Origin of the sequence: Pseudomonas koreensis, from assembly GCF_036668835.1 — a bacterium.
GTDB lineage: Bacteria > Pseudomonadota > Gammaproteobacteria > Pseudomonadales > Pseudomonadaceae > Aquipseudomonas > Aquipseudomonas koreensis_I.
Map to the genome: position 1 here is coordinate 13,973 of NZ_JAZEVW010000002.1, position 23,435 is coordinate 37,407.

Here is a 23,435-nt window from a genome sequence, read left to right on the forward strand (position 1 = left end):
GCCTGTCGGTTCAGCCCTTTTTTCAAGGCCGGACGTCAGCGGTTCTCTTGTGCGACAGCCACCGCTGGGCCAGGTTCAGCTTTGGCTGGCACGTCCGGGTTTTCCATGACCTGAAGAATAGAAGCTTCGGGGTCAAAGTCGTCTTCTTCCAGCTCGATGAATTCCTCCGGCAGGAAGATATTCAGCACGATCGCGCACAGCGCGCCGATGGTGATTGGTGATTCGAAGATGTTGCGCAATGCCTGCGGCAGTTCGCGCAGCACTTCCGGCACCGCCGCAATGCCCAGGCCCATGCCCAGCGAGATTGCGACGATCAGCATATTGCGCCGATGCAGGCCGGCTTCGGCGAGGATCTTGATCCCGGCCACGGCGACGGTGCCGAACATCACCAGTTCGGCGCCGCCGAGCACCGGTTTCGGCATCAACTGCAACACCGCACCGATCATCGGGAACAAACCGAGGATCACCAGCAACCCGGCAATGAAGAAAGCAACGTAGCGGCTGGCCACGCCGGTGAGCTGAATCACCCCGTTGTTCTGCGCGAACGTGACCATCGGCATGCTGTTGAACACCGCAGCCATGGCCGAGTTGAGACCGTCAGCGAGCAGGCCGGATTTGATCCGGCGAATGTACAGCGGACCTTTGACCGGCTGCCGCGAAATCATCGAGTTGGCGGTCAGATCGCCGGCCGCTTCCAGTGGCGAGACGAGGAAAATCACCGCCACCGGCACGAACGCCACCCAGTCGAAATTGAAGCCGTACTTGAACGGCACCGGCACACTGACCAGTGGCACAGCCGGCATCGTGGTGAAATCCACCGTGCCCATCAGCCAGGCGACGACGTAGCCGAGGGTCAGGCCGATGACGATCGCGCCCAAGCGCAGGAACGGTACGTCGACCCGGTTCAGCACGACGATGGTGCCGATCACCAGCGCCGCCAGAAACACATGGCTGGCCGCGCCGAGGTCCGCCGCGCCAAAGCCGCCGGCAATGTCGGTCATCGCCACTTTGATCAGCGACAGGCCCATCAGCGTGATGATCGTGCCGGTGACTACCGGGGTGATCAGCATGCGCAATTTGCCGATGAACTGGCTCAGGACTACCTCGATGAACGCAGCGAAAAAGCACACGCCGAAGATCGTCGAAAGGATTTCATCGGTGCCGCCACCGCGCGCCTTGACCATGAACCCGGCGCTGAGAATCACGCTGATAAAGGAAAAACTCGTACCTTGCAGGCACAGCAGCCCGGAACCGACCGGGCCGAAGCGCTTGGCCTGGACGAACGTGCCGAGCCCGGAGACGAACAGCGCCATGCTGATCAGGTAAGGGATTTCACTTTGCAGGCCGAGGGCGCCGCCCATGATCAGGGTCGGTGTGATGATCCCGACGAAACTCGCCAATACGTGTTGCAGCGCGGCAAACACGGTGGCGGTCAGATGCGGGCGGTCGTTGAGGCCGTAGATCAGGTCGTTGTTGCGCGGAGCGTTTTCAGAGGCGGTCATGGTGTTTTTGCGCGCTGCGAGGCGGGGCCGGGTCAGAAAATGGAGGCGCAGGATGCCGCAAGCGGGCGGCGAGGGCAACGAGCAATAACTGCCCGAAAGGTCAGCTTTTAAGGGGCGCTGCCGGCTAAATCAATTCATGCGAACGGGCGGCCCGCACTGATCGTTCCCACGCAGGAACGCGGGAAACGATCTTGCTGCACCTCAAGCTCCTGCCATTTTCTGACGTCAACCTCTGCTAATCTCCGACATCTTTCCGACCAGAGCCCGCCCATCGTGTCGCGTACCACCCGACTGTTGACCCGACTGACCGGATCAGCGCTGCAAACCCACAGGGCGAGGCTTATCCGGGCCGGCGTAGCGATCTGTTGCGTATCTGGCGCAAGCAGATGCAACTGGACGAGGATGGCCGTTTCACTCCTGACAAAAACTGACACAACGCTGTTTTAGGATAGTCGCAGAACTACACAACAAGGAGCTGCCACCATGTCCCATCCCGCCTCAACACTGGCCCCGGCGATTGCTGCGTATATTGATGCGGCCAACGCACGCGACACGTCGCAGGTCGCCAGTTTTTTCGCCGAGGATGCCAACGTGTTCGATGAAGGCCTGCATCAGGTCGGCCCGCAAGCCATCGCCCAATGGATGCGCGATACCGGGCAACGCTCTCAGCCTCGTGTTGAAGTGCTCGACGTGCAGCAGCGCACCGGGAAAGTGCTGGTACAAGGGCTGATCTCCGGCACGTTCTCCGGCAGCCCGGCACAGCTGCGCTATACGTTCCGGTTGAACGAACAGGGGAAAATTGCCCGGTTGGATATTTCCCTGTAGCCATCGTGGCATACTGCAGCGCATGACTTTCGACTCCCCCTTAAGCGCCTGGCAACACGCCGTTCAACGCAACGGCTTCGTCCAGGATGAAGCCCAGGAACACGCGGTCTGGGCCCTGCAAAAATGTCACGAAGCCCTGCACGCCGGTGCCCGTTCGGTTACCGGCGTTTATCTGTGGGGCCCGGTCGGGCGCGGCAAGACCTGGCTCATGGACCAGTTCTACCAAAGCCTGCGGGTGCCGGCGCGCCGGCAGCATTTCCATCATTTCATGGGCTGGGTGCATCAGCGCTCGTTCCAGTTGACCGGAATCGCCGATCCGCTGCGGGCGCTGGCCAAAGAGCTGGCGGCAGAAGTCAAAGTGCTGTGTTTTGATGAGTTGTTCGTCAACGACATCGGTGACGCGATCATTCTCGGGCGGCTATTTCAGGTGATGTTCGATGAGGGCGTGGTGATCGTCTGCACCTCCAACCTGCCGCCGGTCGAGCTCTACGCCGATGGTTTCAACCGTGACCGTTTCGTTCCGGCGATTGCCGCGATCAAGGCGCATATGCGGGTGGTTGCGGTGAATGGCGCTGAGGATCATCGCCTGCATCCGGGGGTGGGCCTGCAGCGTTACTTTGTGGCCTCGTTATCGGTCAGTGCGCTGGACGATGTCTTCTACGCGGTGGCCGCCGGTGAGCCGGCCACCGCCGAACCGGTGTCAGTCGGTCATCGCCAACTGAACGTAGTGCGGGCCAGCGAATCGGTGTTGTGGTGTCGTTACGCCGACCTGTGCGAGCAACCGTTCGCCGCCATGGACTTCATCGCGCTCTGCGATCGCTATCGGGCTATTCTGTTGAGCGATGTGCCAAACCTCAGCGCACGCAAACGCGAAGGGCGCATTGCCCGTGGCACCGAGGATGGCGCCGAGCGCGTGGTCGCGGGCGACCGTGAACTGCCGCAGTTGTCCGTCCACGATGACGGCGTGCGGCGCTTCATCGCGCTGGTCGACGAGTGCTACGACCGCAAGGTGCCGCTGTACATCGAGGCCGAAGTGCCGATGGACGCGCTGTACACCGAGGGTTATCTGGAATTCCCGTTTCGCCGCACCTTGAGTCGTTTGCAGGAGATGCAATTGCAGCGCTTTGCCGAAGCTTGAGCGAGGAGGGGGCCGAGATGAGCCAACCGTTGTCCCATCATTTACTGACCATGGCCTATCAGAATGCCTGGGCCAATCATCGTCTGGCCAAAGCCTGGAGCCAACTTGACGTGGCAGATCTGTCGGCATCGCGGGTGAGTTTCTTTCCGAGCATACGTTTAACCCTCAATCACATCCTGACGTGCGACTGGTTTTACGTCGATGCACTGGAGCGCGAACTGCGTGGGGCTGAACCGCATCCTGACTGCTATGTTTTTTTCAATGCAGACGAACCGTTTACTGACGCCGTTCAACTGCGTGAAGAACAGGCTCACGTTGACCGTCGGCTGATCGCCTACTCCGAGCAATTGCGCGATGCCGATCTGAACCGCATCGTCACCATCGCCCGCGACACTCCCCAGCACGACAGCCGCCTGCGCGTGCTGTCGCACCTGTTCGAACATCAGATCCATCACCGCGGCCAGGTGCACGCCATGCTCAGCGATACGTCGGTGAAGCCGCCGCAACTGGACGAGTTTTTCTGCGCCGGTGAAAGCGCTTTACGTGCCGCCGACTTCGCCGAACTCGGCTGGACCGAGGAATTGATCTGGGGCCACGCCTGATCCTGCAGATTTGCCGGTTGCTCACCGGTATGTGGCCGCGTTAAGGTCAGGCAGCCTATCTGCGCGTACCTTGCGCGCCGGGGCTTTTGTCTGTTTGGGGATGGAAATGGATTCCGCAGAAATTCTGGTACTTCAGGCCAGCTACACTAACCCAACGCACGCCGAAGCCCTCGGCCTTGTGCTCAACCACTACGCAGAAGACCCTATGGGCGGCGGTCACTCGCTCGACCCGGACCTGCTGCGCCGACTGCCCGAAGAACTCGCCCGCCGCCCACACGCCTTCAGCGTACTGGCCTTCGTCGGCGGCGAGCCGGCGGGGCTGGTCAACTGCTTCGAAGGCTTCTCGACCTTCGCCTGCAAACCGCTGGTCAACGTCCACGACGTGGTGGTCATGAGCCAGTTCCGCGGCTTGGGCCTGAGTCAGAAAATGCTGCAGAAAGTCGAAGAAATCTCGCGCCAGCGCGGCTGCTGCAAAATTACCCTTGAAGTGCTGGAAGGCAATGCCATCGCGCAGCAGTCGTACCGCAAGTTCGGCTTCGCGCCGGGCATGTTTGATCCGGATCATGGGCGGATGTTGTTCTGGATCAAGAATCTGCAGGCCTGAAAAGCCTGAAAAGACCCTCACCCTAACCCTCTCCCGGAGGGAGAGGGGACTGACCAAGTTGACTGCAGTAGCTACGCTGACAAGAAATATCGAGTCGATCTCAGGTTCTGAATACCACGCAAATCTGCCCCCTCTCCCTTTGGGAGAGGGCTGGGCGGGCGGCGTTCCGATGAGGGGAAGATTCACCACACATCTCAAGCCGAACAAGCAACCACCCAACCAAAAAAAAGGCGCCCCAAAAAGGGCGCCTCAACTGTCATCTCCCGGGCCAGAGCGGAGCCACGGAAGGTCCATCGGTTGCTCGGTCAATTCCGGTCGCGATACGTCTCGGTCACTTGCGCGGTCTGGTCGGCGGGAACGCGAATTTCTTTCGCGCTGGCGTCGCTCTGTTGCGCGCTCGGGCTCTGGTGAACCGGGAAGTTGTCGTAGTAATAGCGCATGCGCTCAGCGCCGCCTTCGGCGAAGACGCTGGCAGAACCCAGGGCAAACAGCCCGGCAACGATTAGGGTAGAGATTTTCATGGTGCCTCCTACTGAACAAGTGGGAGCCGTTTCATCCATGAAGCAAAACTCGAAAGGAGTTTCTGCCGTGCGAATTAACGCGAGGTTAACGCCTGCTCAGGGTGAGTTTTGCAGCATGTTGCAGAGTGCTGGATACACACAGCGCCAGAGCATGATCGTTCCCACGCTTCCGCGTGGGAATGCCTCAAGGGACGCTCCGCGTTCCAGCTTCCCGAAGGAACGCGGAGCGTCCCGGGCTGAATTCCCACGCAGAGCGTGGGAACGATCAGTGGGAGCGGGTCAGAGCTTCCAGTCGAGGCTCAGAGTCAGTGACCTGGGCGGTGACGCTTGTGGACGCCAGTTCAAGCGCCGATCCGGCCGGCGAAGGTTGCTCTTCAGTCTGGTTTTGCGCCAGCAGATCGGAACTGATCGCCGCGCCGCAAAGGCCGAGCGTGAGGGTCATGGAACGGGTAATGGGCGCGAACATCGCAGCCGACTCCTTGTCTTCGAAGGGAAAAATTCCGTTGGTTCAAAGACGAAGGGTGGGGCGGGGATTTAGGGTTAAACGAGAAATATTGTTATTTGCAAATGTATCAGAGACGGAAAAAAGGGGCCGCTGAGGCCCCTTCGGTTTTATTGCTCTGCCGCTTGTGCAACATTCGCATCGGGCTTTTTCGGCTTCATCAGACTGAAGTCGATCAAGGCGCGTTGCGTGGTCTGGTACGGGTCGCCGATCAACAACGGCCGTTCCTTGAAGCTGTCGCTGACCAGGCTCTTGCTGCGGTCGAGTTCGTCAAAGCTCAACCCGGCCATGTCGGCCCAGGTGTGGATCAGGTGCGAACTGCTGTAAGGGCGGTCAAGGTCGCCGGCGAAGTTCCAGTCGTGGTTTTCCTTCCACTTCGGCGAGGCCCAGGCCATGAACGGGATGGTGTACATCGGCGCGGTCGGTTTGTTTTCGTTACGACCGAGGGTCTTGTGGCCGACCGAGTCGAACACGTCTTCACCGTGGTCGGAGAGGTACAGCAAAAAGCCGTTCGGATCGGATTTGGCGTAATCCTTGATCAGGCTCGAAACGACGAAGTCGTTGTACAGCACCGCGTTGTCGTAACTGTTGTAGGTCGGCACCTGATCGTCACGCACGCCGGCCGGCACGCCGTCGCGGTCCTTGAACTTGTCGAAGGTTGGCGGATAACGGTACTGGTAGCTCATGTGCGTACCGAGCAGATGCACGACGATCAATTTGCGCGGAGCGGCGTCGGCCAGGGCCTTGTTGAACGGCTCGATCACGTCGCCGTCGTATTGCGCGGCGTTCTGGTTACGGTTGTTGTTGAGGTACACCTGCTCGTCGGCCTGTTCGGAAAAGGTCGTAAGCATGGTGTTGCGCTTGGTCATGGTCTGCTGGTTGGTGATCCAGAACGTCTTGTAGCCGGCCTGTTTCATCACGCTGACCAGCGATGGCGTCGACAGGTACAGATCCGGATGCAGTTCGTCAGCAAAGGTCAATACCTGTTGCAACGCCTCGATGGTGTACGGGCGCGGGGTGACGACGTTGTCGAACACCGCGAGTTGATCCTTGAGCTTGTCCAGTTCCGGCGTGGTGTTGCGCGGATAGCCGTAGAGGCTCATGCGCTGACGGTTGGTCGATTCGCCGATCACCAGCACCAGGGTCTTGGGCTGATCGCCCGAGGCATCCTGCAGGTTTTTCAACGGTGGGATCTTGCTGACGTTGTGCAGCATGCCCTGCATGTCGGCGAGGGTTTCCTGATAGCGGTGATAAGCCACGACCATCTGCCACGGCACGGCCGGCTCGATGCGGGTTTCAAACTTTTCGAAGCCTTGTTCAAAGGTACCCATGCGCAAGGTCTGTTTGACCAGCGGGTAACCGATCACGGCAATCAGGATCGCCATCGCTGCGACGAAGGCGCGGCCGCGCGGCATGTACACCGGGCGCAGGCGGGTCCACAGGAAATAGGCAAACGCGGTATGTGCAAGGAACGCCGGTACCATCCACCAGGCGAAGTACTGCGTCATGTATTCGCCGGCTTCGGACACGTTTGACTCGAACATGATGAAGATGACGCTTTGCGAGAATTCCTGCTCGTAAATGAAGAAATAGCCAAGGCTGGCCATTGAGCAGGCCCACAGCACCACACCGATGATCGCCGCGAGCAATTTGGTGCGCTTGGGGAACAGCAGCATCGGCGCCAGCCAGATCGCGCTCATGACGAAGGCCTGACGGAACCCGGTGAAGCCCGAGGTGCCAGTCAGTTGAATCAGCAGTTGAGTGATACCCGAGAAGTACCAGAAGAATACGAACAGCCAGAGAAGTCCGGCCCAATCAAAACCTGTCGCAGTCGTTGTGCTGCGTTTGAACAATGCCATTCGGCGCTCCAGCTCTGGTTACAACCACCGCCGGGACATCCGTGAAACCGACGAACGGAGGCCGTACGCGCAGGTACGGCCAGAATGCGGCGCAGTATCACCAAGCTGTTGTGAAAAGTTTGTTATTTGACGCGCGTTCAGCCCGTTGATGGGCAGGGGCATCATGTCGGGAACCGCGGCTGCCGTTCCCGAATCAGGCGGGGATCAGGCGTGGGGATGACGCTGAACGACCGGCAACGGCTGTGGCTGCGAGCCCTGGGTCAACAGGCGCATCTGCGCCAGCTCTTGCTTCAACTGGTCGCGTTCGTCTTTCAACTGACGCAACTCATCGCGACGGATCGTGACATACAGGGTTTGTGGCGGCATTGCTGTGTGTACTGTGCCCATTGCTCACCTCGCAAATGGCGTGCATCAACTGTAAGCCACCCCTGATCTGAGGTGGTGACTTGCTATCGGCGCCAATTTTGATTTCTTTTGCCCATTTATGGAACTTTTTTATTTTTCATGGTCGGTGTGTCTTCGGCGTGATTTGCGGCGTTATCAGTCTGGATCGGGCACAATGCCCGGAAACTTCATCGCAACGCTCTGGACTAACCTCCATCAGTCGCGTTGGGCTATAACCAATGACACATATTTATTTGTAGTAAGGAGCATCAGCACATGCAACTCGGGATTATTGGACTGGGCCGCATGGGCGGCAATATTGCGCGACGTCTGATGCTCAACGGTCACACCACCGTTGTTTACGACCGCAATACCGCTTTCATCGATAACCTGGTCGCCGAGGGCTCCACTGGCGTCGCCGATCTGCCGGCACTGGTTGCCGGGCTGGCCAAGCCTCGTGCGGTCTGGGTCATGCTGCCGGCCGGCGCACCGACCGAAGACACCATCAACACCCTGAGCGATCTGCTCGAAGCCGGCGACACCATCATCGACGGCGGCAACACCAACTATAAGGATGATATTCGCCGGGCCAAAACGCTGGCCGAGAAGGGCTTGCACTATATCGACGTCGGCACTTCCGGCGGCGTCTGGGGCCTGGAGCGTGGTTATTGCATGATGATCGGTGGCGATGCCGAAACCGTGCAGCGCCTCGACCCGCTGTTTGCCGCACTGGCGCCGGGCATGGGTGACATCCCACGCACCAGGGACCGCAAGTCCGACGATCCGCGCGCCGAGCACGGTTACATCCATGCCGGTCCTGCCGGTGCCGGGCATTTCGTGAAGATGATTCACAACGGTATCGAGTACGGCATGATGGCCGCGTTCGCCGAAGGCTTCGACATTCTCAAGACCAAATCCAGTGAACGCCTGCCGGAAGATCAGCGTTTCGATCTGAACGTGGCCGACATTGCCGAAGTCTGGCGCCGCGGCAGCGTGGTCTCGTCGTGGTTGCTCGACTTGACTGCGGATGCGCTGGCCAGCGACCCGAAGCTCGACGGTTTCTCCGGTTCCGTAGCGGACAGCGGCGAAGGTCAATGGACCATCGAGGCAGCCATGGAGCAAGCGGTGCCGGTACCGGTGCTGTCGAACTCGCTGTTCTCTCGTTACCGTTCGCGCGGGCAGGGCACGTTCGGCGACAAGATTCTTTCCGCGCAGCGCTTCGGCTTCGGCGGCCACGTGGAGACGCCGAAAAAATGACCCGAACGATCCGTAGAAAGTCCAAGGCAGAACCCGCACCACCGACCACGCTGTTTCTGTTCGGTGCCCACGGCGACCTGGTCAAGCGCTTGCTGATGCCGGCGCTGTACAACCTCAGTCGCGACGGCTTGCTTGACGACAATCTGCGGATCGTCGGCGTTGACCACAACGCAATCACCGATGAAGCCTTCGCGCAAAAGCTCGAAGACTTCATTCGCAGTGAAGCGGCGGCCAAGTTCGGCAAGGGCGGTCAGATGCTTGATCCGGCCTTGTGGGCCAAGCTCGCCAAAGGCATCAGCTACGTCCAGGGCGATTTTCTGGACGACAGCACCTATTCGGCGCTGGCGGCGAAAATCGCCGACAGCGGCACCGGCAATGCGGTGTTCTATCTGGCCACCGCGCCGCGTTTCTTCAGCGAAGTCGTCCGCCGCCTTGGCGCTGCCAGATTGCTTGAAGAAACCCCCGAGGCATTCAGAAGGGTGGTGATCGAGAAGCCGTTCGGCTCCGATCTGCAAACCGCTGAAGCGCTGAACGCCTGTTTGCTCAAGGTGATGTCCGAGAAGCAGATCTATCGGATCGATCATTATCTGGGCAAGGAAACCGTGCAGAACATTCTCGTCAGCCGGTTCTCCAACAGCCTGTTCGAAGCGTTCTGGAACAATCACTACATCGACCACGTGCAGATCACCGCCGCCGAAACCGTCGGTGTCGAGACTCGTGGCAGTTTTTACGAACACACCGGCGCGTTGCGCGACATGGTGCCCAATCACTTGTTCCAGTTGCTGGCGATGGTCGCCATGGAGCCACCGGCCGCCTTTGGCGCCGATGCGGTGCGCGGCGAGAAGGCCAAGGTGGTGGGCGCGATTCGTCCCTGGTCGGTCGAGGAGGCGCGGGCCAACTCGGTACGCGGCCAGTACAGCGCCGGCGAGATCGACGGCAAACCGTTGAGCGCTTACCGCGAGGAGCCCAACGTTTCGCCGGACAGCACCACGGAAACCTACGTCGCGCTGAAAGTGATGATCGACAACTGGCGCTGGGTCGGCGTGCCGTTCTACCTGCGCACCGGCAAGCGCATGAGCGTGCGCGACACCGAGATCGTCATTTGCTTCAAACCGGCACCGTATGCGCAGTTCCGCGACACCGAAGTCGATGAGTTGCAGCCGACCTACCTGCGCATCCAGATCCAGCCCAACGAAGGCATGTGGTTCGATCTGCTGGCCAAGCGGCCAGGGCCGGCGCTGAACATGGCCAACATCGAGCTGGGGTTTGCCTACAAGGACTTTTTCGAAATGCAGGCCTCGACCGGCTACGAAACCCTGATCTATGACTGCCTGACCGGCGACCAGACACTGTTCCAGCGCGCCGACAACATCGAGAACGGCTGGCGCGCCGTGCAACCGTTCCTCGATGCCTGGCAACAGGACGCCAGCGTGCAGCATTACGCTGCCGGTGAAGACGGCCCGCAGGCCGCTGAAGATCTGCTGGCTCGCGATGGTCGCGTCTGGCATGGCCTCGGATGAGTGACTTGCCGAAACAACCCATCCGTTTTCTGCTCAGCGACATGGACGGCACGCTGTTGTTGCCCGATCACACGCTGAGCCAGCGCACCATTGATGCGGTGCGGTCGCTGCGTGAGGCGGGCGTGCTGTTCAGCCTCGCCACCGGCCGCCCGCCCAGAGCCATGTTGCAACAGATCGAAGCCTTGGGCGTGGACCTGCCGACAGCGGCTTTCAATGGCGGGACTATCGTCAAGCCGGACGGCACGCTGTTGGCTGCGCATTATTTGCCGGCAACCACAGCGCTTATCGCACTGGCACTGTTTGCCGATCAGCCGGACGTCGAAGTCTGGGTATTCAGCGGCGGCGACTGGCTGCTAAAGGATCCGCACGGGCCGATGGTCCCGCGCGAGCAGCACGGCCTTGGTTATCCGCCGGTAGTGGTCGAGAGTTTCGAACCGTACTTGCAGCGTATCGACAAGATCGTTGCCACCAGCAACAACACGCAATTGCTGATCGAACTGGAGGCGCAACTGCTGCCCAAGGTCAACGGCATGGCTCAGGTGTCGCGCTCGCAGCCGGTGTATCTGGACGTGACCGCGCTGGAGGCCAACAAAGGCACGGCGCTGGCGACGATTGCCGAATACCTTGGCGTGCCGCTGGAGCAAACGGCGGCAATCGGCGATGGTGGCAATGACCCGGCGATGTTCAATTGCGCAGGCCTGTCAATTGCCATGGGCCAGGCGGAGGAGGCGGTGAAGCGTCAGGCCGATGTGGTTACCGCGGCCAACACCGAAGACGGCGTAGCTCAGGCGATCGAGAAGTACATTCTTCCTCGCTGAGCCAACCCAAAAACCAATGCAGGAGTGAGCCTGCTCGCGATAGCGGAGTATCCGTCCCATTTACGGGCCTGACACACCGCTATCGCGAGCAGGCTCACGCCTGCAGGGGTCTGCGTCAAAACCAGATATGGGAGCCAGCAGCGTGACTCCCATACCGTGCAGGTCAGAGCCAGTAGCTCACCGCATACCAGCCCAGCCCACCCATCACCACGGTGTACGGCACCGCCATCCACACCATCCGCCCGTACGACAAACGCACCAGCGGTGCAATCGCCGAAGTCAGCAGGAACAGAAACGCGGCCTGACCGTTCGGCGTTGCCACGCTTGGCAGGTTGGTGCCGGTATTGATGGCGATGGCCAGCGTCTCGAAATGCTCACGGCTCATGTGCCCGGCAAGGAATGCCTGTTTCACTTCAGTGATGTAAATCGTCGCGACGAACACGTTGTCACTGATCGCCGACAGCAAGCCGTTGGCAATGAAAAGCATGCCCGGCTGCTGCTCGACCGGCAGCGCCAGCACCCATTGAATCAACGGTGCGAAAAGCTGCTGATCGTGGATCACCGCCACCACCGCGAAAAACACCACCAGCAACGCGGTGAACGGCATGGCGTCCTTGAACGCGCTGCCCAGACGATGCTCGTCGGTGATGCCGGTAAACGCGGTGATCAACACAATCACCATCAAGCCAATCAACCCGACTTCAGCGACGTGCATGGCCAGGCAGGCGATCAGGATCAATGCCGCAGCGCCTTGCACCAGCAGTGCTGCACGTTGGCGGGGCGTGCGTTCAGCGTTGTCTTCGGCGGCGTAGTTAGCCAGAACGCCACGCACGTTGTCCGGCAGCAACGTGCCGTAGCCGAACCAGCGCAGCTTTTCCAGCAACACACAAGTAACCAGTCCGGCTCCCAGCACTGGCAGCGAAACCGGGGCAACCTTGGTGAAGAACTCGCCGAAGTGCCAGCCCATTTCATGACCGATCAACAGATTCTGCGGCTCGCCGACCAGCGTGCAGACGCCGCCCAAAGCGGTACCCACTGCACCGTGCATCAACAGGCTGCGCAGGAACGCGCGGAATTGCTCAAGATCGTCATGGTGCAGTTTCGGCAGATTCTCGTCGTCAGCGATTTCACTGTCCTGGCGCGGATCGTTGCCGGACGCGACGCGGTGATAGACCGAATAGAAGCCTACACCGGCGCTGATGATGACCGCCGTTACCGTCAGCGCATCAAGAAACGCCGAGAGAAATGCCGAAAGAAAGCAGAACATCAACGCCAGCACCGCTTTAGAACGCACACCCAGCAGCAACCGCGAAAAGAGAAACAGCAGCAAGTCCTTCATGAAATAGATGCCGGCCACCATGAACATCAGCAGCAGGATCACCGGGAAGTTGTGCACCAGCTCATCATAGAGCGCCTGCGGCGTGGTCATCTTCAGCAGCAGCGCTTCAATTAGCAGCAAGCCGCCTGGCATCAGCGGGTAACACTTGAGCGCCATGGCGAGGGTAAAGATGAACTCGATCACCAACAACCAGCCGGCCGCCACCGGGCCGATGCTGAACAGCACCACGGCATTGAGGATCAGGAAGCCGACGATGGTCGCCTTGTACCAGCGTGGCGAATGCCCGAGAAAATTTTGCGCGAACGCCTGGGTCATCGAACCGGACATCGGTTGCTCCTTTTTTATAGAAGCGCGCAAGTTGCCGGATACGTTCGGGAAGATCAAGTACAGCCAGTACTTTTCACCGGTCGAGATACCGCACAACCACCGCCCGATAGTTGCCGTCCAGCGAATACCCACCCACCAGAATCCCGCCATCCGCCTGCACGGCCAGTGAACTGGCCGAGTCCAGGCTGCGTCCCAACCGCGTGCGCAGCCAGCCATGGCCATCGCCGAACGCGGGATCGAGGTTGCCGTCGTTCAAATAGCGCGCAACGATAAAATCCGCCTCGACGCCGCCGATGGTTGCGCCGACCGCGATCATCCGACCGTCTGGCAAATGCTGAGCGGTGCTCCACTGGCAACCGCTGTGGCCGATTTGTAGAAGCTGCGGCTGGCCATCATGAATGTGGATATCCGGTCGACCGTTCGGGTGCAGGCTGAAGGCCAGGCAGCGAATCGGATCGCGGCTGCTGCCGAAACAGTGCAGTGCATCGTGCGCATCGAGAACGCGACTGACCTGAACACTTTTATTATCAGCCTTGAACGCCATAAAGCCGTCCACGGCAAAACACTCATCGAGACAGCCGTCGGGCAGATAACGCGCGAGCAAGCCTTCCTGTGGAAGATCAATGGAACCGGCAACCACGATTCGCCCGTCCTTTTGCAACAACAGGCTGCTCAGCCAGGTGTTGAGCAATAAATGACGGATCATCACAAAGCCGCGGCCGTTGAAGGTGTCGTCGAGGCTGCCGTCAGGCGTGAGGCGAATCAGCATGCCGGCATGGTCGGCCAGTTCGAAATGATGGTTGGCGATCAACAGAATTCGCCCGTCGTCCTGCACCGCGACGTCGCAGGCTTCCGCCCCCGGCACGCCCGGTGGCAGCCAGGCATCGCGGCTGCCCATGGACAGATTGCCCGGCAGACGTATCACCTGTCGGCCGTTGTCGCCAAAGGACAAATCCGGTTCGCCATCAACGTCGAACAAGGCCAGCGCGGGCAGGGTGCGATGGGTGTTTTCGTAATGCAGGCCGGCCAGCAGAATGCGCCCGTCCGGCAGCACTTTGACTTTGCCGCCGGTGGCTTCGTACCCGTGGGCGAAAGTGTCGATCACGCTGCCCTGCGCGCCAAAGGTCAGGTCTGCGGAGCCGTCGGCGAGCATGCGCGCCAGGCCAAACCGGCTGCCGCGCGCGTCGCAGACTTTCGCTGCGACCAGAATTCGGCCCTGTGCATCAAGGGCGATGTCTTCGCTCAGGCTGGACACGCTGCCCGCGAAGTACGCCTGGGCGACGCCCTGAGTGCCAAAGGTTCTGTCGAGCTGCCCGGATCGAGGCGTAAACGACGGTGAGACGGTCGCTGGTAACGCCGGCAAAGCAAAAGTGTTCAGGGTGGACATGCACGCATCTCCTTGCGAGTTGACCATGACCGCGAACCGGATGGGTAACTGCACGAGCGGAACATTCAATCCCTGAACCGGAAGAAGTACAACTGTAAGAACTAACAGGCGGAGGGTCGTACTGTGCCAGAACAGTGTCTTTTTGAACCAAAAGAAAGCCGACCAAGCAGTTGAGCCTGGTCGGCTTGAAACGAGTTATACAAGCAGGTGAAAGTTTACAAGGTTGCAACTAAGCGCAGAGGCGAATGACTTCGAAGTCACCTGCACGAACTGCTTCTCAGTGTGGCATCGACCACGACTGCAGGCTGTAACCTTCTTCGCTGAGTTCAGCGCGAGCCTGCTGCAGCAGTTGCTCGAGTTGTGCCGGATCGGAGTAGGCGCTGCTTGGAATCTGTTTGCGGCCGATATGCGAGTTGGTCCGGTCGACGACGGTCAGGCTCAGTTCGCCGTTGCCGTCTTGCGGCGCCCAGGCCACGCAATGGAAAGGTTTGAAGGCGTGGTTGGCAATCAGAAGAGCTTCGTTGATACGGAGCGGGGCGGTCATGGGGTCTTCTCTCTGTCGTGCCCAATCAAATGATGTGCCGTCGGTTGGGCTTACCGTTCGGCTGGTTACTTGTACTGATGCACGCAACCCTCGAGCGGGTCACACATGAAACAAAGAAATTTCAAAGTTTCTTTCAAGTTCCGCTTTAAAGCGCTTTTTTGAAAGCCTGGCGAAAGCTTCGAATTGCCAACTAAGTCGATAGCTAACTAACAACTGCTTTTCTTATAACTGATTTAACGAGGCGCCTATAAGCAATCGGTACAAGGCCCTGTCAAAATCTTGCTAGTGTTACAGTCGGGTCTGCCAAATGACTGTTTTTACAATCATTTCCTTTATTTGGCGCCAAGGAACAGTCATGAGCGAAGCGCCTGCGTTACGACGTTTACTGGTGGTCGATCCGTGCGACGACTGTCACCGCTTATTGCCCGGTTTACGCGCCGTCGGCTGGGATGTCGACAGTTGTTCATTGGAGAACGCCGCCGAGCGCAGTTGTGACATTGGCTTGCTGCGATTACAGCCGTTTCACCTCGAACGACCCGACGCAGTCAAGGAACTGATCAGCCGCAGCGGCACCGAATGGATCGCCGTGCTCAATCAGGAAGTCCTGCGTCTGCAGAATGTCGGGGACTTCGTCTGTGAATGGTTTTTCGACTTCCACACCTTGCCGTTCGACGTCTCGCGGGTGCAGGTTACCCTCGGGCGCGCGTTCGGCATGGCGCGATTGCGCGGGCAGGGCACCATTCATGTTGATCAGCCAGAACATGAACTGCTGGGGGACAGCAAACCGATCCGCGAGCTGCGCAAATTGCTCAGCAAACTCGCGCCCACCGAATCACCTGTTCTGATTCGCGGTGAAAGCGGCACCGGCAAAGAACTGGTCGCGCGCACGCTGCACCGTCAGTCCCAGCGCCACAGCAAGCCCTTCGTGGCGATCAACTGCGGGGCCATCCCTGAGCATCTGATTCAATCGGAATTGTTCGGCCACGAAAAAGGCGCTTTCACCGGCGCGCATCAACGCAAGATCGGGCGCATCGAAGCGGCGAATGGCGGCACGCTGTTTCTCGATGAGATCGGCGATCTGCCGCTGGAGCTGCAAGCCAATCTGTTGCGTTTTCTCCAGGAGAAGCACATCGAGCGCGTCGGCGGCAGCCAGCCGATTCCGGTGGATGTGCGGGTGCTGGCGGCGACTCACGTCGACCTTGAAGCCGCGATCGAGAAAAAACGTTTTCGCGAAGATCTGTATTACCGCCTCAACGTCCTGCAAGTGGTGACCGCACCGTTGCGCGAACGGCATGGCGACCTGTCGATGCTGGCCAATCATTTCTCACACTTTTACAGCCACGAAACCGGACGCCGTCCGCGCAGCTTCAGCGAAGACGCGCTGATCGCCATGGGCAAGCACGACTGGCCGGGCAATGTGCGTGAACTGGCCAACCGTGTGCGCCGAGGTCTGGTCTTGGCCGAAGGCCGGCAGATCGAGGCGCGTGATCTGGGGCTGATCAGTCAGCACTCGATCGCCACGCCAATGGGCACCCTGGAAGACTACAAGACCCGCGCCGAACGCCAGGCGCTGTGCGACGTGTTGAATCGGCACAGCGATAACCTCAGCGTTGCAGCAAAAGTGCTCGGCGTATCGCGGCCGACATTTTATCGGTTGTTGCACAAGCATCAGATCCGCTAGGGCGGGAAAACAGCAAAGGCCCGTTGCGAGGTGATCGCAACGGGCCTTTGCTGTTTAACGCACGCTTAGAAGTAATACGGGAATTTCAGGCTGAAGGAAAAGTCTGGCGCGTCGTCGGTCATGCCGATCGACAGGTTGGGCACGATGGTCAGGTTGTCCGTGGCGGCAATGGTCATGCCGACGTTGAAGTAACCGGCGTTGGCGTCGCTGGAGACCACCGATTCCCAATCGCCGCCGTCCTGTTTCAGCTTGCTCTTGCGCTGCACCAGATCGGACACCGAGAACGACATGCTCATCTTCTCGTTCAGCGCGAAGGCGATACCGGCGCCGATCTGGAAGCTGTCGCCGATGCGCACCTTGCCCGGGGTTTTCTGGTTGACGGTGGAGCTGATGTCGTCGAACGATTCCTCCAGGTTGTGGGTGTACGACAGGCTGCCGAACAGCACGGCCGGGTCGAACGTCTTGACCAGCGAAATACCGGGGGTGATCGACCAGACGCCGTTGCCGGTGGGCAGGGTATCGGGCACGAACAGGTTCGAGTTGGCATCGGTCTGGCGCAGTTTGATGCCGAACGGGTCCTTGCCGGTCGGCGCCTTGACGCGCAGGGTCACGACCGCATCCGGGGTGTTGACTGACTCGTCGAGAAACTTGTAGGCGATGCCGAAGTTGACGTCGCCAATCGTTGGATCCTTGGTCACGGTTTCTTCGGTGGTGACCCCGGCCGCGCCCTGATTGCCGCCGCCGGACTGGTAGGTCGACTCGCGGTATACCACCGGCACGTTCAGGTCGAACTGCCAGCGGTTGTCGAAGTTGTAGCGGCCGGTGAGGTCGAGGGTCCAGGTGTCGGCCTTGATCCGGTCAAGGTTGATGTTGCCGAGAAAGATCGAATCCAGCGCCAGGAAGCCGTTGAGGATCAACTGACGGGTGTCATAGCGCGAATAGGTGACGCCGGTTTCGAAACTGAATTTGCCGCCACCGAAAAAGCCGCTGGCTTCGTCGTACAGGTTGGAAACGCTTTGCGCCGGTTGCGAGTCGTCAGCCAGCGATTGCCCGTAGGATGCGCCACTGCCCCCGGCAGCGCCTCCCGATGCAGCGGCCGCACCGGTGCCGGTGGCGGCCCCCGTGGCGACGCGATTGCCTTTCATGTCCGATGGCGATTTGGCCAAGCGTTTTGGTGGTGGGGCGGCGGGTTGCTCTTCGACCTGGCGAACCCTTTGTTCAAGTACTGCCAGGGCCTGTTGTTGTACTTCGTATCGTTGTTTCAGTTCCAGAAGTTCCCGTTTCAGGGCTTCTACATCGGCATCCGGCGCTGCTTGCAGCATCGCCGCCGGGAGAAGGGTACTCAAACACACTGCGGCACGCAGTGATACTGATCGATACATGAATAAGCCGTCCCTTTAAGCTCAATGATCGAGACTCAGCGTAGTTCAATATCCGATATTGCGTAGGGCCCCGAGTTGGGTCAGATTGCAGTCCAGTGCACCGGCGCTTCTGCCGTTATTGTTAAGTACGACGTTGAGTTGCGTAAGGTTATTGACCACATTGGCGCTACCCAGCAAACGGGTGTTCTGCAGCAGCCCGCCCTGGGCGACTTGTTGCAGTGCCGTGCCTTGATTGCCGCTGGCCTGAATGGCCATTTGCACGCCGCCACCATTGGCCGACACCGCTACGCTGCCGGCGCCGTTGCTGCCGGTGATGGTCTGCCCGGCGACGAGGGCCTGGCCCTGCGACGGCACCAGCGCCGGCGCCTGACTGGCTTCGCTGACATTGATGGCAACGTTGTTGTTGGCGGTGTTGCCATCGCCCGCAGCGCGCACGCTTTGCGTCACGCCTTGCGTGCTGTTGAGGCCGGCGCCACCGATTACAGTGCCCGTTCCCAGTGTTGGTGCGCTCCCATTGCCCGACTCCTTGATGGTCGAGACATAGAACTGCGGTTTGACGGTTGCTGCCTGGACCTGCATCGAGGTGGCCGCGCCGATCAGGTCGCCGCTGGCGTTGCGCCAGGTGCTGCTCATGACAATGCCGAAGCTGATGATCCGCCCCGGCATGACGTACCGACCACGCAGCTCGGCGAGCTCCTGGTCCTTGATTTCGATGGGTTTGAATCCGGCATGGGCAAAGCCTGACGCACCCGCTGCCAGGCAGGCGGCGGCCAGCCAGTATGAGGTTTTCATCTGCTGCTCCCGGGACATCCAGTCCCATTCTCTAACTCGGCGATTAAAAGAAGTCGCTCTGAATGAACCCGAAATCCATCAATTCCGCATCTTTGACCGGGTTGAAACCGTCCAGCGAATTCTTCGCCGTCAGCGGCACGGGAGGGCTGCGCAAGGCGTTGGCCTTGTCGTAACCGGGGCCGACGATGGCAAAGACAATGCCGTTCCAACCTTTTACAAAGTCATCATGCTTGTAGCGTTTGTGGCCGAGAACCGGGTCACCGATGTAGACCCAATCCTTGTCCGAACGCTGCAGCACGACGAAATGCTTGTAGCCGCGAATATCCATCAGAACCACCACCGGAATGGTCACCGCTTCGAGTTTTTCGGGCGGGATCCGGTAACCACGGGCACGCATGCCGATGCTTTCTACGTAGCGCTTCATGTCGAGCATGGAGAAACCTTGCGTACGCACAAGGTCCTGGTCAGCGTTGACCAGCATGCCTTTGATGATGTGCTCCTCATCGACGTCGAGCCAATAGGCCTGGCGCAATACCGTCGCCAGTGCAGCAGCGCCGCAACTGAAATCGGTTTTCTGTTCGACGATGTCGGCAAACTTGCGCTCACGAATGCTTTGCACGTCCTTGTAGACCAGTACACCGCCAGGCAGGGCAGCGACGGGCATCTGCGCCGCCTGAGTCAGGCCACACAGACAAAGCAAAGCGAGGAGGGCAGGAGTCCGCATGATCGAATACGCCTTGTGGAACCTGGGAAAAAGCCCCGTTGCCGGGGCTTTCGTTTCGATCGCGCTTACATGCAGGCTTTGCAACCTGCGGCGATGGACAGCGAGTTGCTTTGTTGGTTGCCCACACCCGCCGAGACGTTGGCTCCGCCGTTGCCAGAGAAGTTGTTCATCGAGTTGGTCATGTTGGCATTGTTGACGACCGGGGTTTTCCAGCCATCTTTGGTCAACACTTGTTGGGTGGTGACGCCAGCGAGGCCAAAACTGCCCACGGCTTCGAACTTGGCTTTCTGATCATCGTTACCGCCGTGGCCGCCGCCACGGTTACCCCAACCGCCATGGTTATCATCTTCGATGGTCGCAGTGCCTTTGGCTTTGAACACGCCAGCAGCTGCATAGGTACCGGTAAGGGTGTCGGTTTTGTAAGCCTGCACGCCTTTGTTTTCTACGACCAGGCCAGTGGACGACTGGTTGGCAGCCGCGGCAGCAGTGGCTACACGGCCACCCGATACGGCGATCGCCAGGTTGTTTTTCTGCTGGTTGAAGTTGCCGGCGCTCACGTTGATGCCGATGTTGCCGGAACCATTGTTGCCGGCGTTGTTGAGCGTGGCGTTGTTGAACGTGGAAGAGTTTTTCACGTAGTTGTTGTTGTTGACCTGAGTCGCGCTCGAGGCCGCAACAGCGTTGCCGAAAATGAAGCTTTCGTCAGCGGTGGCCAGCGCCGCAGCGTTGTCCTGCTGGTTGCCGTCGCCGGCGGCCACGTTGGCGCCCATGTTGCCGTTGGAGCCGTTGAGCGAGTCGCTGGCGTTGGCGTTGTTCAGCGTGCCCTGGTTTTTCACCACGTTGCCGTCGCTGTCTTGCGAGTCGAGGACAGCGGCGCCGGCGCCAGCGGTGATTTGCAGCAGTTGTTCAAGGTTTGGACCTTGTGGCTGGCCGTGTCCATTGCCATGTCCATTGCCATGTCCGTTACCATGACCGTTGTTGTCATCACGGCCGCCTGCCTGTGCTGCGATTGCCATCACTGCTGCGAGTGCGAAAACCAGTGGTTTGAGAGCCATTGTAGGTTTCATGGTGTTTCTCCATCGTGCTTATTAGTTGGGTTAAGTGTTGTTACTTTTCCACTTGCACTTTGTATGGGTCAGTCTGCGACCCGGATGCTCAGGGTGTTGGCCATTCGGTTCCCCACCCCGGCACTCTGGTTCACCTGGATAACCCCGCGGCTGCCGGTGAAGGCCTGATCACTTGTCGTGACCTGGCGACTGCCGGGTGAGGTGCCAGTTGCTCCTGAGTTCGGTAAAAACGCCACGTTCTGTTGCGAAAGGGCGCTGTCGTCAACGCTTTGCGGGGCAGCACTGATGCTGATCCGCGTGACGTTGGCCATTTGATTGTTGGCCCCGGCGCCCTGGTTCACACCGAGGATGCCGTTGCCGTTGCTGAAAGCGTGGCCGCCGATGTTGGCGCTCGCGTCGATGGCGCGGCTGGCGGGCGTATCGATTTTCTGCATGACCTGCGTGGTCGCGTGGGATTCGGTGCCGATGGCGATCGCCTTGGTGTTGGCTTGCTGAATCTGGTCACCGGCGGCCTGGTTGACGTTGAAATTGCCACGATACTGCGCGCCGGAATCCTGAATGTTCGCGCGGTTGACCGTGTTCGAATCAGCCATGGCACTGGAGCAGCCGAGCAGGGCGAGAAGCAGCAGGGTGCGATTCATTTCATTGGCCTCCGGCCATGCGGGTCAGAGGCGCCAGACCGGTGCTCATGGCACGGTTGACCGTATTGGAAATCGAGCCACCGGCACCGCCGCCGCTGCCCACGCGCATGCCGGGCAGACCGTTCTGGTTGGTCAGGGTGTTCATGCCGGGCAAGTTGGAATTGGGCGTGGTGATGTTGCCGCGAATCGAGGAACCGCTGGCGACACTGGCGAAATCGCCGTCGCTGAGTTCAGTGCTGTTGACAGTCTGATTGATGCGTGCCGAAGGGTTGGCGTTAACGGTAGTCGGGTAGGGGTCTTGGCCGCCATTGCGCCCGATCGGGATTGGCTGAACGTCGCGCTGGAGGACGATCACGCCATTGCCTTGGGCCTGTACGCTGAGGCTGATCACCGCGCTGGCTGCCGATCCGATCAGCACAAGACAGGTCAATCCGGTTTTGAGAGTCCCCACGGCTGCAATTCCTTCTTCAACGGGCTGCCCTTGGTCAGCGTTGTGAAGGAGAGAGCGAAAGCTGTGCCGCTTTTGAAATCAGCTTTGATTTCAGAGGGTTGGTGAAACTATTCGGGTAGGTTTTGCGAGATCTGTTTCATTTTTGAAACGGGCAGGTTGGTGCCCAGCTGTCGACTGGCTGTGCAACGCTTCGGAACAGGCCGGGTGCGCTGGTGTTTCACCGCTGAAACAACCCGCATGACAAAGCTGTGAACCGTGTTGAAGTCGGCCTTCTTCGGGAGAGAGGGTGTTTCAGGAATGGACACTTGGCCCGTGTTCGGGTCATTCAGCCAGCAATCGCGCAACGGCGGCGAAAGCCTGCGCCTGGCGCTCAGCCCAGCTACCGGAAATAATTTGCAGGGGTTGTCGATGCTGTTCGAGCCACTGGCGAGTCGCCTGATAAAACGCCTGTCGCTCGACAAGATCCGGTTGGCAGCGCTGGCCATCGTCGGTCCAGTCGACCTGTTCCGGTGACAGCAGCAAATGCAGGTCGTAATGCCGCGCCAGCAATTCGCGCTCCAGCCACGCCGGGCACGCGCCGAACAGCGTCTGGCTCCAGAGCATGTTGCTCAGCAGGTGGGTGTCGAGAATCAGCAACTCAGGCCGCTGCGCCCGCGCTTCGTCCTCCCATTGCAACTGGCCGCGAGCGATCTCGGGGATGTCGCCCAGGCAGGTATCGCGGGGATTGAGCTCGATAAAGCGGCGCACGTATTCATCTATGCGCAAGCCGCCAAAGCGCTGTTGCAGACCCGCCGCCAGCCAACTCTTGCCGCTGGACTCCGGACCGGTCAATACCACCACTTTCATGTGCGCAACGCCGGGTCTGCGCGCCATTCGCGAAAGCCTTGCACCGCCAGCAAGGTGAACAGCCCGTACAACGCGGCGGTGAGGTAAAGCCCTTTATAGATGAACAACCCGACGAAGATCACATCCAGTACAAACCACAACGCCCAGCATTGCAGACGCTTCTGCGCCATCCATAACTGCGCGACCAGGCTGAAACCGGTGAGCGCCGCGTCGAGCCATGGTTGCGCAGCGTCGGTCCAGTGCGCCATCGCCGCGCCGAGCAGCACACTGCCGAGCGCGCCGACGCCAAGGCCAAGGGCGATGGCGCGCGCATCCAGCCGCGTCACCGCACGCCCGTCATGCATCGTCCCGGCGCGGGTCCATTGCCACCAGCCGTAGAGTTGCAGCGCGGCGTAGATCACTTGCAGCAACATGTCCGAATACAGCTTCACTTCAAAGAAGATCCAGCTGTAGAGCAACACCATGACCAGCCCGATCGGCCAGCACCACGGATTCTGTTTGACCGTCAGCCAGACGGCGATCACACCGAGGGCGGCGGCAAACAGTTCGAGCCCGGACATTGAGGATCCTTGGGGGAGTGGAGGAGGGGGCGGATTGTACTGCATTCGAAACGCGCCCTCACCCTAACCCTCTCCCGGAGGGAGAGGGGACTGACCGTGGGGGATGTGTGAGTTACGCCGACCTGGGATAGCGAGTCGAACTCAAATTCTGAAAAGCTCAGC

24 protein-coding genes and 1 pseudogene are annotated in these 23,435 nt (G+C 59.7%); 9 read left to right on the forward strand and 16 right to left on the reverse strand.

Translation table 11 applies throughout. The features are described from left to right. Positions 1-35: 35 nt before the first annotated feature. Complete coding sequence (locus V6F91_RS05230; RefSeq protein WP_332762894.1) at positions 36-1,502, reverse strand: nucleobase:cation symporter-2 family protein; 1,467 nt, start codon at positions 1,500-1,502, stop codon at positions 36-38. A 302-nt stretch (positions 1,503-1,804) separates the two neighbouring features. Between V6F91_RS05230 and V6F91_RS05235 the strand changes: the two are divergent. From V6F91_RS05235 to V6F91_RS05255, 5 genes and pseudogenes are all read left to right on the forward strand, one after another. Next, positions 1,805-1,933 (forward strand): annotated as a pseudogene (locus V6F91_RS05235) (transcriptional regulator); the annotation flags it as partial. Between the two features lie 52 nt (positions 1,934-1,985). Next, a complete protein-coding gene (locus V6F91_RS05240; protein WP_332762895.1) occupies positions 1,986-2,327 on the forward strand; it encodes a nuclear transport factor 2 family protein in 342 nt (113 codons plus the stop codon). A gap of 22 nt (positions 2,328-2,349) precedes the next feature. Then, positions 2,350-3,465 carry a cell division protein ZapE gene (gene zapE / locus V6F91_RS05245; RefSeq protein ID WP_332762896.1) on the forward strand — a complete coding sequence of 372 codons (1,116 nt, stop codon included), beginning with the start codon at positions 2,350-2,352 and terminating at the stop codon, positions 3,463-3,465. A gap of 17 nt (positions 3,466-3,482) precedes the next feature. Beyond that, a complete protein-coding gene (locus V6F91_RS05250) occupies positions 3,483-4,067 on the forward strand; it encodes a DinB family protein (RefSeq protein ID WP_332762897.1) in 585 nt (194 codons plus the stop codon). Between the two features lie 106 nt (positions 4,068-4,173). Further along, entirely contained in the window at positions 4,174-4,671 is a 498-nt protein-coding gene (locus V6F91_RS05255; RefSeq protein ID WP_332762898.1) for a GNAT family N-acetyltransferase, read from the forward strand. Positions 4,672-4,976: 305 nt separating this feature from the next. Here the strand turns inward: V6F91_RS05255 and V6F91_RS05260 are convergent, their stop codons facing one another. The 4 genes from V6F91_RS05260 to V6F91_RS05275 form a co-directional block, all read right to left on the reverse strand. After that, a complete protein-coding gene (locus V6F91_RS05260; RefSeq protein ID WP_332762899.1) occupies positions 4,977-5,192 on the reverse strand; it encodes a hypothetical protein in 216 nt (71 codons plus the stop codon). Positions 5,193-5,457: 265 nt separating this feature from the next. Next, complete coding sequence (locus V6F91_RS05265; protein ID WP_332763639.1) at positions 5,458-5,658, reverse strand: hypothetical protein; 201 nt, start codon at positions 5,656-5,658, stop codon at positions 5,458-5,460. Positions 5,659-5,804: 146 nt separating this feature from the next. Continuing rightward, complete coding sequence (locus V6F91_RS05270; RefSeq protein WP_332762900.1) at positions 5,805-7,553, reverse strand: phosphoethanolamine transferase CptA; 1,749 nt, start codon at positions 7,551-7,553, stop codon at positions 5,805-5,807. A 204-nt stretch (positions 7,554-7,757) separates the two neighbouring features. Continuing rightward, entirely contained in the window at positions 7,758-7,940 is a 183-nt protein-coding gene (locus tag V6F91_RS05275; protein ID WP_332762901.1) for a DUF6026 family protein, read from the reverse strand. A 273-nt stretch (positions 7,941-8,213) separates the two neighbouring features. On the opposite strand from V6F91_RS05275, the gene gnd reads away from it, so the two are divergent. Genes gnd through V6F91_RS05290 form a run of 3 tightly spaced genes read left to right on the forward strand, consistent with a single transcriptional unit; the run spans position 8,214 to position 11,532 of the window. Continuing rightward, positions 8,214-9,194, forward strand: coding sequence for a phosphogluconate dehydrogenase (NAD(+)-dependent, decarboxylating) (gene gnd / locus V6F91_RS05280; RefSeq protein WP_093101378.1), 981 nt, complete (start codon positions 8,214-8,216; stop codon positions 9,192-9,194). Continuing rightward, positions 9,191-10,714: a glucose-6-phosphate dehydrogenase gene (zwf, locus tag V6F91_RS05285; protein ID WP_332762902.1), complete on the forward strand. Its 1,524-nt coding sequence runs from the start codon at positions 9,191-9,193 to the stop codon at positions 10,712-10,714. The genes gnd and zwf overlap by 4 nt, the downstream gene beginning before the upstream one ends. Further along, positions 10,711-11,532, forward strand: coding sequence for an HAD family hydrolase (locus V6F91_RS05290; RefSeq protein WP_332762903.1), 822 nt, complete (start codon positions 10,711-10,713; stop codon positions 11,530-11,532). The genes zwf and V6F91_RS05290 overlap by 4 nt, the downstream gene beginning before the upstream one ends. Before the next feature lie 163 nt (positions 11,533-11,695). Here the strand turns inward: V6F91_RS05290 and nhaB are convergent, their stop codons facing one another. From nhaB to V6F91_RS05305, 3 genes are all read right to left on the reverse strand, one after another. Further along, positions 11,696-13,198 (reverse strand): sodium/proton antiporter NhaB, encoded by a 1,503-nt coding sequence (nhaB, locus tag V6F91_RS05295; protein ID WP_332762904.1) that lies wholly within the window; start codon positions 13,196-13,198, stop codon positions 11,696-11,698. Positions 13,199-13,271: 73 nt separating this feature from the next. Then, complete coding sequence (locus V6F91_RS05300) at positions 13,272-14,585, reverse strand: hypothetical protein (RefSeq protein WP_332762905.1); 1,314 nt, start codon at positions 14,583-14,585, stop codon at positions 13,272-13,274. Between the two features lie 277 nt (positions 14,586-14,862). Then, complete coding sequence (locus V6F91_RS05305) at positions 14,863-15,129, reverse strand: hypothetical protein (RefSeq protein WP_208937421.1); 267 nt, start codon at positions 15,127-15,129, stop codon at positions 14,863-14,865. 355 nt (positions 15,130-15,484) lie between these two features. Between V6F91_RS05305 and V6F91_RS05310 the strand changes: the two genes are divergently transcribed. Then, positions 15,485-16,810, forward strand: a complete 1,326-nt coding sequence (locus V6F91_RS05310; RefSeq protein WP_332762906.1) for a sigma-54 dependent transcriptional regulator — start codon at positions 15,485-15,487, stop codon at positions 16,808-16,810. Positions 16,811-16,875: 65 nt separating this feature from the next. Here the strand turns inward: V6F91_RS05310 and V6F91_RS05315 are convergent, their stop codons facing one another. The 8 genes from V6F91_RS05315 to pnuC all read right to left on the reverse strand — a co-directional run bounded on the left by V6F91_RS05315 (position 16,876) and on the right by pnuC (position 23,273). Continuing rightward, on the reverse strand, positions 16,876-18,192 hold the full coding sequence (locus V6F91_RS05315; protein WP_039760554.1) for a transporter: 1,317 nt from the start codon (positions 18,190-18,192) through the stop codon (positions 16,876-16,878). A gap of 45 nt (positions 18,193-18,237) precedes the next feature. After that, positions 18,238-18,984, reverse strand: coding sequence for a hypothetical protein (locus tag V6F91_RS05320; protein WP_332762907.1), 747 nt, complete (start codon positions 18,982-18,984; stop codon positions 18,238-18,240). A 43-nt stretch (positions 18,985-19,027) separates the two neighbouring features. Further along, complete coding sequence (locus tag V6F91_RS05325; RefSeq protein WP_039760558.1) at positions 19,028-19,708, reverse strand: C39 family peptidase; 681 nt, start codon at positions 19,706-19,708, stop codon at positions 19,028-19,030. A gap of 65 nt (positions 19,709-19,773) precedes the next feature. Then, positions 19,774-20,775, reverse strand: coding sequence for a heme utilization protein (locus V6F91_RS05330; RefSeq protein WP_332762908.1), 1,002 nt, complete (start codon positions 20,773-20,775; stop codon positions 19,774-19,776). Positions 20,776-20,843: 68 nt separating this feature from the next. Then, positions 20,844-21,416, reverse strand: coding sequence for an adhesin (locus V6F91_RS05335; RefSeq protein ID WP_332762909.1), 573 nt, complete (start codon positions 21,414-21,416; stop codon positions 20,844-20,846). 1 nt (position 21,417) lies between these two features. Then, positions 21,418-21,867 carry a hypothetical protein gene (locus V6F91_RS05340; RefSeq protein ID WP_332762910.1) on the reverse strand — a complete coding sequence of 150 codons (450 nt, stop codon included), beginning with the start codon at positions 21,865-21,867 and terminating at the stop codon, positions 21,418-21,420. A gap of 321 nt (positions 21,868-22,188) precedes the next feature. Beyond that, complete coding sequence (locus tag V6F91_RS05345) at positions 22,189-22,713, reverse strand: AAA family ATPase (protein WP_332763580.1); 525 nt, start codon at positions 22,711-22,713, stop codon at positions 22,189-22,191. Next, positions 22,710-23,273, reverse strand: a complete 564-nt coding sequence (pnuC, locus tag V6F91_RS05350) for a nicotinamide riboside transporter PnuC (protein ID WP_332762911.1) — start codon at positions 23,271-23,273, stop codon at positions 22,710-22,712. The genes V6F91_RS05345 and pnuC overlap by 4 nt, the downstream gene beginning before the upstream one ends. Positions 23,274-23,435: the final 162 nt, after the last annotated feature.

Bases quoted from the DNA above. Each gene is read 5' to 3' on its own strand.
- V6F91_RS05230 (WP_332762894.1), bottom strand. From the start codon at position 1,502: ATGACCGCCTCTGAAAACGCTCCGCGCAACAACGACCTGATCTACGGC.
- V6F91_RS05240 (WP_332762895.1), top strand. From the start codon at position 1,986: ATGTCCCATCCCGCCTCAACACTGGCCCCGGCGATTGCTGCGTATATT.
- zapE (WP_332762896.1), top strand. From the start codon at position 2,350: ATGACTTTCGACTCCCCCTTAAGCGCCTGGCAACACGCCGTTCAACGC.
- V6F91_RS05250 (WP_332762897.1), top strand. From the start codon at position 3,483: ATGAGCCAACCGTTGTCCCATCATTTACTGACCATGGCCTATCAGAAT.
- V6F91_RS05255 (WP_332762898.1), top strand. From the start codon at position 4,174: ATGGATTCCGCAGAAATTCTGGTACTTCAGGCCAGCTACACTAACCCA.
- V6F91_RS05260 (WP_332762899.1), bottom strand. From the start codon at position 5,192: ATGAAAATCTCTACCCTAATCGTTGCCGGGCTGTTTGCCCTGGGTTCT.
- V6F91_RS05265 (WP_332763639.1), bottom strand. From the start codon at position 5,658: ATGTTCGCGCCCATTACCCGTTCCATGACCCTCACGCTCGGCCTTTGC.
- V6F91_RS05270 (WP_332762900.1), bottom strand. From the start codon at position 7,553: ATGGCATTGTTCAAACGCAGCACAACGACTGCGACAGGTTTTGATTGG.
- V6F91_RS05275 (WP_332762901.1), bottom strand. From the start codon at position 7,940: ATGGGCACAGTACACACAGCAATGCCGCCACAAACCCTGTATGTCACG.
- gnd (WP_093101378.1), top strand. From the start codon at position 8,214: ATGCAACTCGGGATTATTGGACTGGGCCGCATGGGCGGCAATATTGCG.
- zwf (WP_332762902.1), top strand. From the start codon at position 9,191: ATGACCCGAACGATCCGTAGAAAGTCCAAGGCAGAACCCGCACCACCG.
- V6F91_RS05290 (WP_332762903.1), top strand. From the start codon at position 10,711: ATGAGTGACTTGCCGAAACAACCCATCCGTTTTCTGCTCAGCGACATG.
- nhaB (WP_332762904.1), bottom strand. From the start codon at position 13,198: ATGTCCGGTTCGATGACCCAGGCGTTCGCGCAAAATTTTCTCGGGCAT.
- V6F91_RS05300 (WP_332762905.1), bottom strand. From the start codon at position 14,585: ATGTCCACCCTGAACACTTTTGCTTTGCCGGCGTTACCAGCGACCGTC.
- V6F91_RS05305 (WP_208937421.1), bottom strand. From the start codon at position 15,129: ATGACCGCCCCGCTCCGTATCAACGAAGCTCTTCTGATTGCCAACCAC.
- V6F91_RS05310 (WP_332762906.1), top strand. From the start codon at position 15,485: ATGAGCGAAGCGCCTGCGTTACGACGTTTACTGGTGGTCGATCCGTGC.
- V6F91_RS05315 (WP_039760554.1), bottom strand. From the start codon at position 18,192: ATGTATCGATCAGTATCACTGCGTGCCGCAGTGTGTTTGAGTACCCTT.
- V6F91_RS05320 (WP_332762907.1), bottom strand. From the start codon at position 18,984: ATGAAAACCTCATACTGGCTGGCCGCCGCCTGCCTGGCAGCGGGTGCG.
- V6F91_RS05325 (WP_039760558.1), bottom strand. From the start codon at position 19,708: ATGCGGACTCCTGCCCTCCTCGCTTTGCTTTGTCTGTGTGGCCTGACT.
- V6F91_RS05330 (WP_332762908.1), bottom strand. From the start codon at position 20,775: ATGAAACCTACAATGGCTCTCAAACCACTGGTTTTCGCACTCGCAGCA.
- V6F91_RS05335 (WP_332762909.1), bottom strand. From the start codon at position 21,416: ATGAATCGCACCCTGCTGCTTCTCGCCCTGCTCGGCTGCTCCAGTGCC.
- V6F91_RS05345 (WP_332763580.1), bottom strand. From the start codon at position 22,713: ATGAAAGTGGTGGTATTGACCGGTCCGGAGTCCAGCGGCAAGAGTTGG.
- pnuC (WP_332762911.1), bottom strand. From the start codon at position 23,273: ATGTCCGGGCTCGAACTGTTTGCCGCCGCCCTCGGTGTGATCGCCGTC.